Source organism: Nonlabens sp. (assembly GCF_965657255.1).
GTDB lineage: Bacteria > Bacteroidota > Bacteroidia > Flavobacteriales > Flavobacteriaceae > Nonlabens.
The window spans coordinates 223,596-239,405 of the sequence record NZ_CBFHNM010000001.1 but is presented as its reverse complement, the minus strand read 5'-3'; the positions used below and the strand labels follow the sequence as shown (position 1 = coordinate 239,405).

General features: G+C 34.0%; 17 protein-coding genes and 1 tRNA gene. 11 read left to right on the top strand and 7 right to left on the bottom strand.

The features are described 5' to 3' along the window. Positions 1-39 precede the first annotated feature (39 nt). The 5 genes from ACTF54_RS01155 to ACTF54_RS01135 form a co-directional block, all read right to left on the bottom strand. Positions 40-834, bottom strand: coding sequence for a DUF3050 domain-containing protein (locus tag ACTF54_RS01155; RefSeq protein ID WP_347196235.1), 795 nt, complete (start codon positions 832-834; stop codon positions 40-42). A 416-nt stretch (positions 835-1,250) separates the two neighbouring features. Then, entirely contained in the window at positions 1,251-2,435 is a 1,185-nt protein-coding gene (locus ACTF54_RS01150) for an acyl-CoA dehydrogenase family protein (protein ID WP_347196234.1), read from the bottom strand. Between the two features lie 128 nt (positions 2,436-2,563). Further along, positions 2,564-3,304 (bottom strand): tRNA1(Val) (adenine(37)-N6)-methyltransferase, encoded by a 741-nt coding sequence (locus ACTF54_RS01145; protein WP_438968542.1) that lies wholly within the window; start codon positions 3,302-3,304, stop codon positions 2,564-2,566. Between the two features lie 22 nt (positions 3,305-3,326). Further along, positions 3,327-3,857 carry a ribosome maturation factor RimM gene (rimM, locus tag ACTF54_RS01140; RefSeq protein WP_347196169.1) on the bottom strand — a complete coding sequence of 177 codons (531 nt, stop codon included), beginning with the start codon at positions 3,855-3,857 and terminating at the stop codon, positions 3,327-3,329. A gap of 10 nt (positions 3,858-3,867) precedes the next feature. After that, positions 3,868-4,371, bottom strand: coding sequence for a 30S ribosomal protein S16 (locus ACTF54_RS01135; protein ID WP_347196170.1), 504 nt, complete (start codon positions 4,369-4,371; stop codon positions 3,868-3,870). A 149-nt stretch (positions 4,372-4,520) separates the two neighbouring features. Here ACTF54_RS01135 and ACTF54_RS01130 point away from each other — a divergent pair, with 149 nt between their 5' ends. Continuing rightward, positions 4,521-5,333 carry a DUF6252 family protein gene (locus ACTF54_RS01130; protein WP_438968541.1) on the top strand — a complete coding sequence of 271 codons (813 nt, stop codon included), beginning with the start codon at positions 4,521-4,523 and terminating at the stop codon, positions 5,331-5,333. A gap of 54 nt (positions 5,334-5,387) precedes the next feature. On the opposite strand, the gene ACTF54_RS01125 is transcribed toward ACTF54_RS01130, so the two are convergent. Then, positions 5,388-5,828 (bottom strand): retropepsin-like aspartic protease family protein, encoded by a 441-nt coding sequence (locus ACTF54_RS01125; protein WP_438968540.1) that lies wholly within the window; start codon positions 5,826-5,828, stop codon positions 5,388-5,390. Positions 5,829-5,970: 142 nt separating this feature from the next. Here ACTF54_RS01125 and ACTF54_RS01120 point away from each other — a divergent pair, with 142 nt between their 5' ends. The 10 genes from ACTF54_RS01120 to ACTF54_RS01075 all read left to right on the top strand — a co-directional run bounded on the left by ACTF54_RS01120 (position 5,971) and on the right by ACTF54_RS01075 (position 15,297). Then, positions 5,971-6,738 (top strand): TatD family hydrolase, encoded by a 768-nt coding sequence (locus ACTF54_RS01120; protein WP_347196173.1) that lies wholly within the window; start codon positions 5,971-5,973, stop codon positions 6,736-6,738. Between the two features lie 39 nt (positions 6,739-6,777). Further along, on the top strand, positions 6,778-7,908 hold the full coding sequence (locus ACTF54_RS01115) for a 1-acyl-sn-glycerol-3-phosphate acyltransferase (RefSeq protein WP_347196174.1): 1,131 nt from the start codon (positions 6,778-6,780) through the stop codon (positions 7,906-7,908). After that, complete coding sequence (locus ACTF54_RS01110) at positions 7,898-8,998, top strand: asparaginase (RefSeq protein WP_347196175.1); 1,101 nt, start codon at positions 7,898-7,900, stop codon at positions 8,996-8,998. The genes ACTF54_RS01115 and ACTF54_RS01110 overlap by 11 nt, the downstream gene beginning before the upstream one ends. A gap of 67 nt (positions 8,999-9,065) precedes the next feature. Further along, positions 9,066-9,150, top strand: a tRNA-Ser gene (locus ACTF54_RS01105). A 411-nt stretch (positions 9,151-9,561) separates the two neighbouring features. Continuing rightward, positions 9,562-10,578: an RHS repeat domain-containing protein gene (locus ACTF54_RS01100; RefSeq protein WP_438968539.1), complete on the top strand. Its 1,017-nt coding sequence runs from the start codon at positions 9,562-9,564 to the stop codon at positions 10,576-10,578. Between the two features lie 942 nt (positions 10,579-11,520). Beyond that, a complete protein-coding gene (locus ACTF54_RS01095; protein WP_438968538.1) occupies positions 11,521-12,495 on the top strand; it encodes an N-acetylmuramoyl-L-alanine amidase in 975 nt (324 codons plus the stop codon). Next, a complete protein-coding gene (locus ACTF54_RS01090; RefSeq protein ID WP_438968537.1) occupies positions 12,495-12,884 on the top strand; it encodes a hypothetical protein in 390 nt (129 codons plus the stop codon). The genes ACTF54_RS01095 and ACTF54_RS01090 overlap by 1 nt, the downstream gene beginning before the upstream one ends. Positions 12,885-13,356: 472 nt before the next feature. Continuing rightward, positions 13,357-14,433 (top strand): RHS repeat domain-containing protein, encoded by a 1,077-nt coding sequence (locus ACTF54_RS01085; RefSeq protein WP_438968536.1) that lies wholly within the window; start codon positions 13,357-13,359, stop codon positions 14,431-14,433. Next, positions 14,430-14,690 (top strand): hypothetical protein, encoded by a 261-nt coding sequence (locus ACTF54_RS01080; RefSeq protein WP_438968535.1) that lies wholly within the window; start codon positions 14,430-14,432, stop codon positions 14,688-14,690. Before ACTF54_RS01085 ends, ACTF54_RS01080 begins: the two co-directional genes overlap by 4 nt. Next, positions 14,674-15,297 carry a hypothetical protein gene (locus ACTF54_RS01075; protein WP_438968534.1) on the top strand — a complete coding sequence of 208 codons (624 nt, stop codon included), beginning with the start codon at positions 14,674-14,676 and terminating at the stop codon, positions 15,295-15,297. The genes ACTF54_RS01080 and ACTF54_RS01075 overlap by 17 nt, the downstream gene beginning before the upstream one ends. Before the next feature lie 126 nt (positions 15,298-15,423). Here the strand turns inward: ACTF54_RS01075 and ACTF54_RS01070 are convergent, their stop codons facing one another. Continuing rightward, positions 15,424-15,789 (bottom strand): helix-turn-helix domain-containing protein, encoded by a 366-nt coding sequence (locus tag ACTF54_RS01070; protein WP_438968533.1) that lies wholly within the window; start codon positions 15,787-15,789, stop codon positions 15,424-15,426. Positions 15,790-15,810: the final 21 nt, after the last annotated feature.

Sequence of the window (15,810 nt, the reverse complement as noted above, 5' to 3'; positions counted from 1 at the left end):
AAAACAACAAAGGCCTACTTAAAGTAGGCCTTTGTTGTTTTAAAGTGATGTTGCAAACTCTGTTCGGTGAGTATTTATTTCTTCTAGAATACCGTTAAATAATGAAATTCGAGATTGTAAAGCTTCTTTAGAGACTGCAGCTGCCTCATTCCACTTTTCTTGATTATCCTCACAAAGCATAGCTACCATTTTGTGAGCCATCGGTCCATGTTCATCACCATCTAATTCTATATGCCTATCAAAATAATAGGTGATAGGCTCTAAATCTGTATCTAAACTTGTTTTTGATAAACCATTTAGAATTTCAGTAAACATTTCAGGAATCAGGTCTTCTCTTCCATAGGTGAATGCTGCAGCTATTTCATGATCCTTGCCTCTTTGAATGATAGAAAAGGTAGAGTGAAGAAATTGTTTTACATGTTTAGGCAGCTCTGAAAGATTTATAGCGTCAAGAATGTTTGTAGCATTTGCTATTTTATGGATCGATTCTTTTGGCTGGTCAATAGAAATCCCAGCGGCAATCATTGCGTTAAGATACATTTCATAATGGCTCATTCTATTGCCATTTTGATCTATATCTGTTTCTTCTGCAAGAACGATTTCATTAATTAAATATCTTAAATCTGGATTGCCTTTAGGTGTCCATGGGGTTTGGGTACAAGTCAAAGAGTTTTGTAAAGATTTAAGTAGCGACATGAAATCCCACACAGCATAGATATGAGACGACATGAATAGTTTTAAATCCTCATCCGTTTTGATAGCGGTGTAAAGTTTATGATTTAATAGCTGCTCTCTAACGTCCTTGATCTCTTTTAATATAAGGTTCTCTTTCATTTAAGGCTTTTTACATCGATTTATTATATCTTTTTAAGTGAAATATCAGTATTCCATCAAAGATCTTAAAATTACAATTTACTATACTAGTCGGTATTAAGGGTAAACTTTTCAAATAATGAAGAGTTAAAGTTATCTAAAAATATTATAATCGATGTATTACTAATGATTTTAATAGGTTGGATTCAGATCCACTTCCCGTAATCGCGGTTACATTGTAAGTTCCTGCTAGAGTTGCATTAGTTAGTGAAAGCCCATTGTCATCATCTGATTCACAAGAAAACATGAAAAGTGATAGAATTACTAAGCTTAAAATTTTGAAGTTTTTTATAATGTTTTTTTAGTTGAGGTAGACAAACAAAAAAATCCTTTTAAATAATTAAAAGGATTTGAATAATAGTACTATATAACTTAAACTATTTAAAAGCATTCTCGCCTGTTATATCTAGTCCAGTGATTAATAAATGAATGTCATGAGTACCTTCATAAGTGATCACACTTTCAAGGTTCATCATATGACGCATGATGCTGTATTCGCCTGTAATTCCCATTCCGCCTAAAATTTGTCTTGCTTCACGAGCTATTTTAATAGCCATCTCTACATTGTTACGTTTTGCCATAGAGATTTGAGCGCTTGTAGCACGATCTTCATTTTTAAGCTGACCTAAACGTAGCGCTAGTAACTGTGCTTTTGTGATTTCAGTAATCATTTCTGCCAGTTTTTTTTGTTGCAGTTGAAAAGCTGCAATAGGTTTGCCAAATTGGATACGTTGCTTAGAATAACGCAATGCCGTATCATAACAATCCATAGCAGCACCAATAGCGCCCCATGCAATACCAAAACGAGCAGAATCCAAACAACCTAACGGTGCTCCTAATCCAGATTTGTTAGGTAAAATATTAGATTTAGGAACTTTCACATCTTGAAAAATCAATTCTCCAGTAGCACTAGCCCTTAAAGACCATTTGTTGTGTGTTTCTGGTGTAGAAAAACCTTCCATGCCACGTTCTACAATAATACCGTGGATACGTCCTTCTTCATTCTTTGCCCATACTACTGCAACATCACAAAATGGACTGTTAGAGATCCATAATTTTGCACCATTAAGAATCACGTTTTCACCATCGCCAGCATCTTTATAATTAGTAGTCATTCCGCCAGGATTAGAACCGTGATCTGGTTCTGTAAGGCCAAAGGATCCCATAAATTCACCGTTAGCTAATTTAGGAAGGAATTTTTGCTTTTGTTCTTCACTACCATATTTCCAGATAGGATACATCACAAGAGATGACTGAACAGATGCTGTAGAACGTACACCACTATCACCACGCTCTATTTCTTGCATGATCAATCCATAAGATATTTGATCTAATCCAGAACCACCATATTCTTCAGGAATATATGGGCCAAATGCGCCGATGGAAGCAAGTCCAGGAATAATACTTTTAGGAAACTTTGCTTCTTGAGCAGCTTCTTCAATAATAGGCGACACATCACGTTTTACCCAGGAACGGGCAGCGTCACGTATCATTTTATGTTCGTCTGTTAAAAGGTCGTCTATATTGTAATAATCCGGTGCTTCAAATAAATCTGGTTTCATTTTGTAATTTTTAAATGAGAAACTACATCGTTAGAGTAATTTCAAGGCTGTTTTAGAATGGTCGTAAAAATAGCAATCTACAAACGGTTAATCGATACTATTTATCAGATTTTTTTATAATTCATTAACTACATGTTAATGTAGAAATCTTTCGTTAGTTCCACATAATCATCAGTATAGTCATGACGTGACTTTTCAATGGTAAGATTTTGCACTTCATTTACACTATTATTGTTGGTTGCGCTTTCGCGAAAGCGGAATTCCATTAAACACCTTTTTACCTTACTATTTTCTGTTCCTTTTACATAGGTAGTGCGAACTAGTTGCAATTGAAAATGAGTTGTAATTTCTAAAAAACGTTTTTCTCTTTCTTTGGGAATAATACAAGCAAACGTGCCATTAGTTTCTAATAGTTGATAAACACCATAAACCAATTCTTCAAAAGAAAGTGCGTCATCAAAACGGGCTTGCTGTCGTTTATCCTCTATTTGAGAGTCGTTTTTTACATTACTAGCATCATAAAACGGCGGATTGCTCACTATCAGGTCATAGCGCTCCTCTACTTCTTCATAAAATTCTTGAAACCCTGCATGAAAGCAAAATAAACGATCGCCATACGGACTATTTTCAAAGTTTTCGGTGGCTTGTTCATATGCATCTACGTCTATTTCTAACGCTTCTGCGGTTGCGCCAGTGAACCTCTGTGCGAGCATTAAAGAAATAACTCCAGTTCCAGTACCTATATCTAGAATCGTTTTAGGTTTTTGATAAGGTTGCGTCCAGGAACCTAATAAAACTCCATCAGTGCCTATTTTTTGTGCACAACGATCTTGAGCTATAGAGAATTCTTTGAATTGAAATAAGCTCATTTTAAGATAAATCTTTAGTGTGTTATTCAGATAAGTAAAGATCTATTAATCCATCTGGTGTAGTGACGGTAATAGTTTTGTTGCTGCGATCTACTTTATCAATAAAATGATCGTTAAGTGGTATAAGAATTTGATTACCGTTATTGTCTACTTCAAAAAGCGCTTGAGTAGTCATGTCATTTATTCCAGTAATAATCCCTACCTCACCATGATTGCTATCGATCATTTTAAAATCGATGACCTCGTGAAAATAGAATTTATTACCTTCTAATTGTGGTAAAAAAGATAGTGGTAGATAAAGATCTCTCTTCATCATAGCGTCTGCTGCAGGTTCATCATCAATATCTTCTATTTTAAGTCTAAGAAGTAATGATTTGTGCAGTTGACTTTTTTCAATAAAAAATGGAACCAAGTTTTTACCGATCTCGATAAAAACTGATTCCATTTCTGTGAAAAGCTCTGGCTCGTCAGTGTCTAGTTTAACTAGCAACTCACCTTTAAAGCTAAATTTATTAACTACGGTACCTACGTAAAAACAATCTTCCTTACGCATTACCTAAGTTTTATTCTTCTTCTCCTGTTGCGTCGTCACCTTCTGCAGCTGGTTCCTCAACTACTTCTGGAGTGTTTGCAGCAATACGCGCTTCATTCACAGCTTTTTCTGCTTCTAAAGCTTTTGCAGCAGCTGCATCAGCATCTGCTTGAAGGCCTGACGCTTTACCAGAGATCTTAGCTTCTTTTTCAGTTAACCAAGCGTTGAACTTCTCGTCTGCCTGCTCTTCTGTAAATGCACCTTTCTTTACACCACCTTTAAGGTGTTTCTTCATCATCACACCTTTATAACTTAACAAGTTACGAGCAGTGTCAGTAGGTTGTGCACCATTTTCTAACCATGTAATCGTTCCATCTACATCAAGATTTACTGTTGCAGGATTAGTGTTTGGGTTGTAAGTACCTAATTTTTCAAGATATTTACCATCTCTTTTTGAACGTGCATCTGCTGCAACGATCCAATAAAATGGCTTTCCTTTTTTACCGTGTCTTTGTAATCTAATTTTTACTGGCATAACTATTAAAGTTTATGGGTGCCCGACCCTGATTATTAATTTGAGTTTGCAAAAATATCATTTATTTAATTATATACAGCATATCTTTATATTTTATTTACATTTGCTCAAACACATTTTTTTATTCTATGAAACTGATTAGTAAATACTTGTTAATAGCCTTAGCGATTATCTCTTTTGCATCTTGTGAAGAGAATCTAGATGATAACAATGTTCCAGCTTTACAAGCGGTTCGAAATGGAGAGTTTTTTAAATCAGACCGTATGAGTGCAACGGTAAATGCAGATGGAACTCTTACTTTGATAGGACAAACACGATTAGAAACTTTAGAACTTAATCTAGAAAGTGATGGAGTAGGTATTTATAGATTAGGTGCTGGCTCACAAAGCGAGGCGATTTATACATTTAATGGTGAAGATTCTTTTTCTTCCAACGTAGGAAATGGAACTGGAGAAGTACGTCTTACTTCTGTAAACGCAAATAGTGGAGTTACTGGTACTTTTAGTTTTGAAAGTTATTTGACAAATAATACAGACTCTTTATATATGAGACAAGGAGTGATATTTCAAGTCCCTTTTGGTGCTGCATTAGGCGATGGCGCTGACGGCGGTGGAACTGATACCTTTCAAGCCACTATTGACGGGAGTAATTTAAATCCAACATTATCTGTAGGAAATGCAGGTAGTGGTGTCTTAATTATCACGGCTAGTAACGGTAATGCATCTATTACTCTTACTATGCCAGACACGGTGACACCTGGTACTTATGCATTGAGTGGAGTTGGTTCTACATACTCTGCTTCATATATCATCGGTAATGATAATGCGCAAGCAGTAAGTGGTAATTTAATAATTACCGCTGCAGACCCTGCCGCAAATACGATAACGGGAACTTTTGATTTTATGACTGGTCCTCCTAATAATTTTAATGTAACTAATGGAAGTTTTAATATTTCTTATTAATTCCATTTTATAGAATTTATAAAAAAAGCCTTGGTGATTTTACCAAGGCTTTTTTTATGGTTTAAGAAATATTTTCTTGCCTTTATAATCAATAATAGCTTTTGTTGAAATAAGAAAATCTGCTCCTAAAAGACCTTGAATAGATCGCATACCTTCTGTTTTAAGAGCATTGTTGACAAAAGTCATGTCCATGCTCAAAAGTGTTACATCTTCATCTGACCAGTCACTCAATTCCAATGTGTTGTTATGAGAAATACGTGGTCTCAAAGAGCCACTTGCGGTACCTATCTGTCGGTCCATAAATTCGGTCTTTAATTGAAACTCTTTGTACATCTCTTGATTAACACAAGAAGCACTGGCTCCGGTATCGATAATAAATCTTCCTTCATAACCATTGATAGAAGCTTTGGTAACTATGTGACCACTTTTTGAGGCTATCCTCATGTTGTGAGCAATGTATCCTTGAGAAAGAAGTAATTTTTTAAGAGATGCCATTCAATAGTTTTAAAGGGTAAATATAATTCCGCTTTCGCGAAAGCAGACTAATCATCATAATTTCTTTTAAGGTAAAACCCTTTTGTAATAACTTATTGCTTCTAGAGTCGTTGTGACTAGGTACAAGTCTTATTTTTGCAAAATGATTTTTACCGATACACATACACATTTATACAGTGAAGCTTTTGAAGAAGATCAAGACAGTATGATTCAAAGAGCTCTTGATGCAGGAATACAACGTTTCTTCATACCGGCGATTGATTCTACTTATACAAATTCTATGCTAGAATTGAAGAAAAACTATCCAGATTATGTGTATTTAATGTGTGGTTTGCATCCTACACATGTGAAAGAAAACTATAAGGAAGAGCTTGTACATGTCCAAGATATGCTTGAAAAAGAGTCCTTTGTTGCAGTAGGAGAGATAGGAATGGATCTATATTGGGATAAAAGTTTTAAACTACAGCAGCAAGAGGCTTTTCATACTCAAATCAAATGGTCTATTGAAAAGAAATTACCTATCGCAATACATTGTCGTGAGGCTTTTGATGAGGTTTTTGAAGTGCTTGAAGATTATAAGGGAAGTTCTTTAAATGGTATTTTTCATTGTTTCACAGGTAATTTAGAACAAGCAAAAAGAGCCATTGATCTTAAAATGAAATTAGGTATAGGTGGTGTAGTTACTTTTAAGAATGGTAAAATTGATCAGTTTCTAGATCAAATACCACTTTCTGAAATTGTTCTAGAAACAGATGCGCCATATTTAGCACCTGTTCCTTATCGAGGTAAGCGCAATGAAAGCGCTTATCTTATTCAAGTTGCAGAAAAATTAGCCACCATTTATGAAAAGGATTTGAGCGAGATTGCCCAGATAACAACTTTAAATTCGCGTGAAGTCTTCGGTATATAAAAAGGAGATCATTACATTTGTTTTTTACACTTTTAGACTTTGAATAGATACGACGATATACGATTTTTTAATGATGCCGAAGTGCAGATAGCGCTTAAAAGCGCGGTAAGGCATCCTATGATAAAGTCTCTCTTTAAATATACTTTTAAAGATATGGACTATGAAGAGGTAAAAGAAATAGTACTTTCTTGTAAATCAATTAATGATTTTCAAAGAGATGTAATCAGTAAAACGGTAGAAAGAGTTCTTGATGAATCAAGTGCAGGATTAACAACCTCAGGTTTTGTTGATTTAGACCCTAACGTGAGTTACTTGTATATCTCTAATCACAGAGACATCGTTTTAGACACCTCTTTAATTAATGTAATACTTTTTAGAAAAAACTTAATAAGGACAGCAAGTGCCATAGGAGACAATTTAGTGCGACGTCCATTTGTTAATGCGTTAAGCAGGTTGACTCGTAATTTTATAGTAAAACGAGGTGCCAGTCCACGTGAGATTTTAATGAGTAGCAAGAAGCTCAGTGAGTACATCAATTTCTTAATACATAAAGAGAATAGAAGTGTTTGGGTAGCACAGCGTCAAGGTCGTACTAAAGATGGTAATGACGTTACAGAACAAGGTGTACTTAAAATGATCGCACTTGCAGCTGGTAAGAACGGTCTTGAAGAGTATTTGAATAATTTGCGCATCGTGCCAGTTTCCATTTCATACGAATACGACCCAACAGATATTTTAAAAGTTCCAGAACTACTTGCTAAACAAGCTGATGAAGAATATATCAAATCTGAAAACGAAGATTTTAATAGTATTTTAAAAGGAGCTTTAGGTCAGAAAAAACACATTCATATTCATGCTGCTCAACCTTTCAAAGTAGATCAATTACAGGAGCAAAGCACCAATCAAGTGCTGCAACGTGTTGTGCAACATCTAGATAGAGAAATTCAAAGTAATTATAAGCTTTGGCCTACTAATTATGTTGCCCATGACATGCTTACTAATAGTTCAAAATACGAGTCGCACTATACAACACATGACAGATTGCAGTTTGAACGCAGACTGCGTTTGCGTGTAAATGTAGATGATCTTAAATCTGTAGAAAGTTTCTTAAACATGTATGCACGACCAGTATTAAACAAAGAAAAACTGGTAGTTACTGATGAAGCCTAAAATTTTATTGATATATACAGGTGGAACCATCGGTATGATGAAAGATCCAGAGACCAAAGCCTTGAGAGCTTTTGATTTTTCAAAATTACTCGTTCATATTCCAGAGATCAAACAATTAGATTGTGAAATTGATACCTTCTCTTTTGAAGAACCTATCGACTCTTCAGATATGAATCTAGAAGAATGGCGCAATCTAGGTGATGTTATCAATGAAAACTATGATAGTTATCAAGGATTTGTGGTCCTTCATGGTAGTGATACCATGTCTTATACAGGTAGTACACTTAGCTTTATGTTTGAGAATCTTACAAAGCCTATTATTCTTACCGGTTCTCAATTGCCTATAGGTGATTTACGTACAGACGCAAAAGAAAATTTGATTACTAGCTTGCAACTAGCCATACAGCAAGATGATAAGGGCCCAATCATAAAAGAGGTGTGTATTTATTTTGAGTACCAATTATATCGCGCTAATAGAACCGCAAAGATGAATGCTGAACATTTTGAGGCTTTCAGTTCACCTAATTATCCGCCGTTAGCAATAAGTGGTGTCCATTTAAATATAGATCATAAATTACTGTGGAAAGGTAGGGTAGATGATCCATCTGTAGTTTATGCAGAGCAAAGTCGAAGCACGAAAGCAGAACAACTACAAACATCAAAACCAGTTAATGAGATCATGAACTATAGACCAGATCTGGTGGATAAGGTGGTCGTTTTAAAATTATTTCCAGGAATTACAGAAGAAGTAGTTCAAGCAATTTGTTCTATTGAAGGATTGAAAGGAATTGTATTAGAAACCTACGGAAGTGGTAATGCACCTACCCAAAAATGGTTTGTGAGTATCCTAAAGAAAGCGTTAGAAAACAATATCAGAATTGTGAACGTTACACAATGTATAGGTGGTGCTGTTTCTATGGGTAAATATGAAACCAGTATACAGCTTAAAAAAATTGGTTTGGTCTCCGGAAAAGATATTACAACAGAAGCTGCGCTAGCAAAAATGATGTATCTATTACAGCATACGGATTCTGTCGATAGTTTTAGGTCTTATTTTGAATCTTCCTTGAGAGGAGAAATAACCGCTTAAAGTCGATGTAAAAATAATTGCCAGTAGTAGGATATTGCCTTATTATTGCAAACTGAAATAAATATTTAGAGAGGTGGCCGAGTGGTCGAAGGCGCACGCCTGGAAAGCGTGTAAACGGCAACGTTTCGAGGGTTCGAATCCCTTCCTCTCTGCTTTAAACCTCATAACAATCATGTTATGAGGTTTTTATGTTTTAAAGGGCATAATTAGGGGCGTACTATCTGACCAACTCCTTTCTTATTTAACTCGAACAAAACCTTTAATTTATGTATTCGTAATTTTAACTATTCAATTATTTAAGCTTATTCTTATAAAACTTCATAATTATTTTTAAAAGTTTTTTTTGAATTTAGTTATTTCTATCTCTTCCCATCGCATGACTTTCTTGAATTTTACAATAAAAATTATAAAGATTGTTAAAATATAGTTTTTTACTTTTATTAATTTTATTTAGACAAATTAAATCATTTGCAGCTTAAAATGATAAATTTGGATAGTTGACATAAACTAATCGTTCTTTTAAATACAAGGTTTAATGCTATTTTAGTCATAATCCTTACGGGATGCTCCTAAATAATAGACATGGTTCTGTAGATTCTGATGCGTATCGCTACGGTTTCCAAGGGCAAGAGCGTGATGATGAGATCAAAGGAGAAGGGAATTCTTATAATTACAAGTATCGTATGCATGATCCTAGGTTGGGTAGGTTTTTTGCGGTGGATCCTCTTTCACATGAGTTTGCATGGAATAGCCCTTATACTTTCGCAGAAAATAAATTAGGCCTTGGAAAGGAACTTGAGGGGCTTGAATTGGATTGGAGTGCACGATATCAAGGATATTTCGAATTAACAAACAAAATGGGACTTAGTCATGAAGAAGCACAGGATCAAATGTCCAAAGGCTTTATAGTTGGTACAGCCTTAGCAGGAACAATAGTAATAGATGCAACTATTACAAAAGGAGCTATATCTAAGGAGTTGTTTAAACAATTTCTAATTGGTAGTGGCGCAGCAGCAGTTGATGACATTATAAAACGTAAAACATTTGACAGTGAAACTATTACAAATAGTTTAGGATCTTCATTAATAGCTGTAGATTTAGGAGATGCATTTATTGATGTAACCCTCGATAGATTTAAATTAGGTAAGCTTAAAACAGTTTTAGAGACTGTAACTCCAAGTTTAATTGATATTACCTATGAAAATAACATTCAAGTTGTAGGAGTCAATAAAGACGCTGGTAGTGTATTGAAAGATGCTTTAGGTAATTTTATTGCCGATCAATCAAAAGGTGTATTACCTAAAGGAGGTAAATGGACTGATAGTGAGGTTTTTCAGGGATTAGTTGACGTAATGCTTGCTGAAGTGACTAAATTAATCTCTTCAATGAATGCTGAATTAACTAATCAAAAAAATAATACTACTCAAAAATTATTACAAAAAAAACAAGATAATACCTTGTATAATAATCCCAGAAACTATAGACTAAAGAATTTAATCAAAAGCCCAGATGATTCAAAAGAAAAACAGTCAAATCAAGCACCTACTCAAGGAAGTAATCTTGAATTTAAACAAGGTTAAGCTGAAATCTTTTAACTTTTTGTTTCATTTTTTTAGATTATTCTTTATTTTGTTAGGTTTTAATATTTTACTATCTTTTTTTTATTCAGATTTGTTTATTGAAAACTGCCTAGTTTGCGCTATTTACTTATTTATCATTTTTGGCATATTAACTTTAATTTTATGGGTTTTAAGAAGAATTTTATTTTAGTCTTATTAATCGTTATAACATCATGTAATTCGATTAGTTCGAATCAATGTAATCTTTTTAATTCAGGAGTATTTATTATACCTCCGCAGAACGGAATTTATGAAAATTATAGAATTCAGAAACTGAACAATAAACAAATTGAATTGAGTAGCGATGGACGTAAAATTTTAACAAAATTGAGAATAGATGAAAATTGTTGTCAAACTTTATTTCCAGACAGCTTGTTTATTAAAAATAGCTATACAGAATTTCCAGAAAATTATCCTGATTCTTCACAAATCTGTCTTAGTAAGGTTGTAAAAGATACTTTTTTTTTCAACTCTACTTACTTTATAAAAAATGAACAGCTTATGGTCCATGGATATATGATAAGATTATGAGACCTCCCGTACAAACACCCCTGCAACCTACAGGGTATTTTAAAATATGGTGTCCCGTAAATGGGATGTGACTCAAATAGAGGTAGTTATTAAATAGCTATTTCAATAGTATTTGAATTTATAGAAGGGGAGTCTTAATTAGACTTTCCTTCTATATCTTCTTAGGAAGTTATTGAATTAATTACATAGTGAACAGACATTTTTTCTGTCTTCTTGTATTCTCATTGCTTTTTGTTGATCAAGACCAGGAAAGTTTTGAGTAAACTCAATAGGCTTTTTTTGATCAATACTGATAAATAATTCCTCAATAGCTTGTATTTTTAAGCTTTCGCGTAAGCGGTAAAATCGTTCTTTTAAATATGTCCTTACGGGATGCTCCTAAATAATAGACATGGTTCTGTAGATAGCGATGCGTATCGTTATGGTTTCCAAGGGCAAGAGCGTGATGATGAAGTGAAAGGCGAAGGGAATAGTTATAATTATACTTTTAGAATGCATGATCCTAGATTGGGACGTTTCTTTGCGGTAGACCCTCTAACATCAAAATTCCCATATTATACACCTTATCAATTCAGTGGAAACAAAGTTATACATGCTATTGAATTAGAAGGGCTTGAAGAATGGGAAATAAACGGACCCAACGGAGAAAAAGACTACGCATATGGACCTTATTTAAATAGTGGTTCTGCTGAAAGTGGTGGTAGACCTTTGGTTGGTTCAGATGGTTTTTTACTTGACAATAGGGTGGTTAAGAAAAGAGAAAAAAAATTAGAGAAAGGTTCAATGAAAGCGGTAAATGGTATAGTTTTACATAGAACCGATAGTAATGACGCAGTGCAATCATTGAATAGTTTTAAAAGAGGTATAGGTACTCATTTTTTAGTTGCTAAGGATGGAACTATATATCAAGCAGCGAGTATTGATAAAATAACTTTTCATGTTGGTAAGATAAAGTCTGAATGTTATGAGTCTGGTACATGTGATGATGCTGAGACAAAAAAAATAAAAGGTTACGGATGGAGTCCGAAAAAAGTTTACGAAAATGAAAAGAAAAAAGATTTTCCTGACAGGTATCCATATAACATTGATGCTTTAGGTATAGAAGTCGTAGGTAAAAATCTAGATCAGAAAAAAGGTATTTGGGAGCCGTTAACTGCAAAGCAAGTCGAATCTGTAGCTTATTTAGTAAATCTATTGAAAACAAGTCAAAACCTGACTTATTCTCAAATTTACACTCACGAACAACTATCTTATAAAACTAAAAATGAAGGTCAGTTAGTTAAAGATGCTATTGATGAATATATTCAAGATCCAATAATTTCTAATTCTGAAAATCTAAAAAAATAATGAAAAATCTATTTATTGTGATAGCTATATTAACATCTATAGCTTGCACCCAAGATAGTGATATAAAAATCATTGAAGTAAATAAAAGTGTTGACGAAGAAATCACGAATAGAGCTCTTAAAGAAGCCTGTGAATCGTGGTTGATATCAAAAGAGAATATTGAACTGTTTTTTAACTCGTTAATTAGTATAACATCAGAAGAGGTACATTATAAATATTATAATCTACCATGCAGTTATGACGGTAATTTAATAAAAGATTCTCAGGAATTTTCGTTTTATCTCAATGCTGGTGGTTGGGTGGTGTTAAAAGGAGCTGATGGTAATCAAAGTTATTATATTAGTACAAATGAAGAATTGAACGAAGTTTTTCTCATGGAAGAAGAGTGAAAAAAGTACAGAAAAGGAAAGCTAGTGATGGTTTTCCTTTTTTTATTGCGCTAGTTTTTGGGTTAAATCAGCTTTAAGAACAAAAGCAGATAATAGATCCTTGATAGTTTCCTTTTGTCTATCAGAGAGCTATGCTACCTACGAGGGAATTTTGAAATAGGTTGTCCCATAAATGGTATGTGACTCAAATAGAGCTAGTTATCAAATAGCATTTGAATTTATATAAGGGAAGTCATAATTAGACTTTCCTTATATATCTTCTTGGGAAGTTATTGAATTAACGACATAGTGAACAGGCATTTTTTCTGTTTTCTACTACTCTACTAGCTTTTTGTAGTTTAAGTTCAATAGTATATTAAGAAATCTCTACAGGTTTTCTTTCCTCTAAAATTATTGATATTTCCTCTTTAGCTTGTATTTTTAAGCTTTCGCGCAAGCGATAAAATCGTTCTTTTAAATATGTCCTTATGGGATGCTCCTAAATAATAGACATGGTAGCGTGGATAGTGACGCGTATCGTTATGGATTTAACGGTATGGAAAGGGATGACGAAGTTAAAGGGGAAGGGAATAGTTATACAACTTTCTTTAGACAGTACGATCCAAGACTAGCGAGATGGAAAAGTATAGATCCAAAATCAGTTGCTTGGGATAGTCCTTATGCTTTTTCAAGGAATAGCCCTTTAATTTTTAATGATCCTGAAGGAGACTGCCCAGATGGAAATTGTAAGGATGGACAGATTGTAAAAGCAGAAGGGCTCGCAAAAAATGCGCTGCAAAAATTCGGATATAACATTTCCTTAGTACATCCTGATGGAGACATGGAAGTAATAAATTCGGTCAAACAATATTTATTAAGCAAAACAGCTGAAATATATGATGTTAAACCAAGTGAGGTGCAAGGGAATCTTGAATCAGCTGCATTTTTTAATACCGCTGTGGAGTTAGCTGAAGAACGTGCTTTTTATTCCTACGTTAACAAGGATTATTTAAAAAAGCTTGACCAAAAATTTGACAACGAAGCATCATCAGGCGGTAAAGTAGATATACTTGTAGAACGATATATCTCTAAGGTAAAGACAGAAAAGAATATGTTAATCAATGGTTTGGTTGCGGAACTGATCATGATGGGGAATGGCTTAACAAGTATAAAAGGTGGTAATGTAGGGACAAGAAGTGGTAGGGCTCGAGCTTATAGGAAAAGTGTTCAGAATAAAATAAATATTGCTAAAAGGGCAAAATGGAAAGGTCCAGTCGATTACTCTGATCTGGCAGATCACCGAACCGTTGGTCCTGGGAAAGATTTTACGAAATCTATGAAAAATAAAATTTTAGCAAAAAATAGAGAAGCTAATGGTGGTGTTTTGAGAAGTGATCTTGATGGATCTTTGTTAGATGAACCTGTTCAATCAAGAAGAGGTGTTCCCGCCAATATGTCTCAAGCTGAAATAGATCACATTTTTGCTAAGTCTCGTGGAGGATCGAATAGTTCTTCCAATGCACAAGTTTTATCCAAAGCGCAGAATATTGAAAAGAGTAATAAATTATGAATACGGTATTAACATCCAATGAAATTATTAATGGCGAAAAAGTTTTAAGAATCTACTGTGATAATGACGAAGATTATCATATTGAAGGAGAAATAGATATTACAGAGCTCAATGTAAAAGTCATAAGCTTAGATCAAGCTAAGATTTTTCTACCTGATTTAATTGACGTAATTAATAGTGTTGAAAGAAATCATGAAGCTATATTTGAGAAAAAATTAAATAATTGGATAATTAGAAAATATGAATATAGTAGATAATTTATTAGGAAAGAGTACTGTTAAACGAAGAAATGCTTCGGATAAAATATTTAGTGAAAAACTTAAAAAAAGTGACTATTTAGATGTGCTTAAAATGGCTTTAAAGAAAGAGTTAGATTCATCAAATGATTGGAAAACAATAACTTCTTTGTTCAACGCCTTATCAATTTTTAATGACGTCGAGACAGCATTAAATATAATGGAAACCTACATTATTCCAAGTAGAGACTTTGACATCACACTTACAGCTGCGGCTAAAGCTTATATCAGAATGAAAAGAGATAATGTTAATGATGTAGTACCATTGTTAGATATTTTGAGATTAAAAAAGTACTCATCTTCAGAAGGAGCACTAGAAGTTTTAGGCTATGATCAGGTCAAGCCGTGTAAAGATGATCAAAGAATTATTTTAGAAAAGTGTTTTAATTTTGGTCATAATCGTCCAAGAGGTTACACTGATCCAAGATATGGACTTGCTGCGGCTTCTTATAGTTGGGATTATGAATTAAAAGAATCTTTTTTGAAAAATTGCATGGAGTCCAATGATCAACCTTTAATTTATGTTGCTAAAAAATCACTCATGAATGAAAAGGCAAACTTGAGATAAAGCCTTCCACGTCGCGCTCGTCTGTGACGAGAGTGAATAATTATAGCGTTTGCAACGCGCGAGTAATAATTTTATAGGATGATATAGTAACAAATAAGCCACCTGTTATGGGTGGTTTTTTGTGTTTTAAAGGGCAGCGACGTTTTTATTAAAGAAGTCTTTGAACTTCTTTTTAGTGAGAAAGGAATCAATCATTTTAAAAATCATGGAGCGTTCCTCTTCATCCAGTTCTTGAATCAATTTAAGCTGTTCTAAGGTAGTTTTATCCTCAATTTCTACTTCTGTAGGCAAGTCTCCATCAAGATGCACTAACTGATCTATAGTTGTATTAAAAAAGCGAGCAACTTTATCCAAAGCACTCACAGAAATCTCACGTTGTCCGTTTTCGATCTTACTGTAATTAGAGCGATGCATGCCTATTAAATCAGCTATTTCTTGCTGTTTGATATTACGTTGCTCTCTTAGTGTTCTTATGTTGATACCTACATTCATAATTTAAATAATCATTACAAA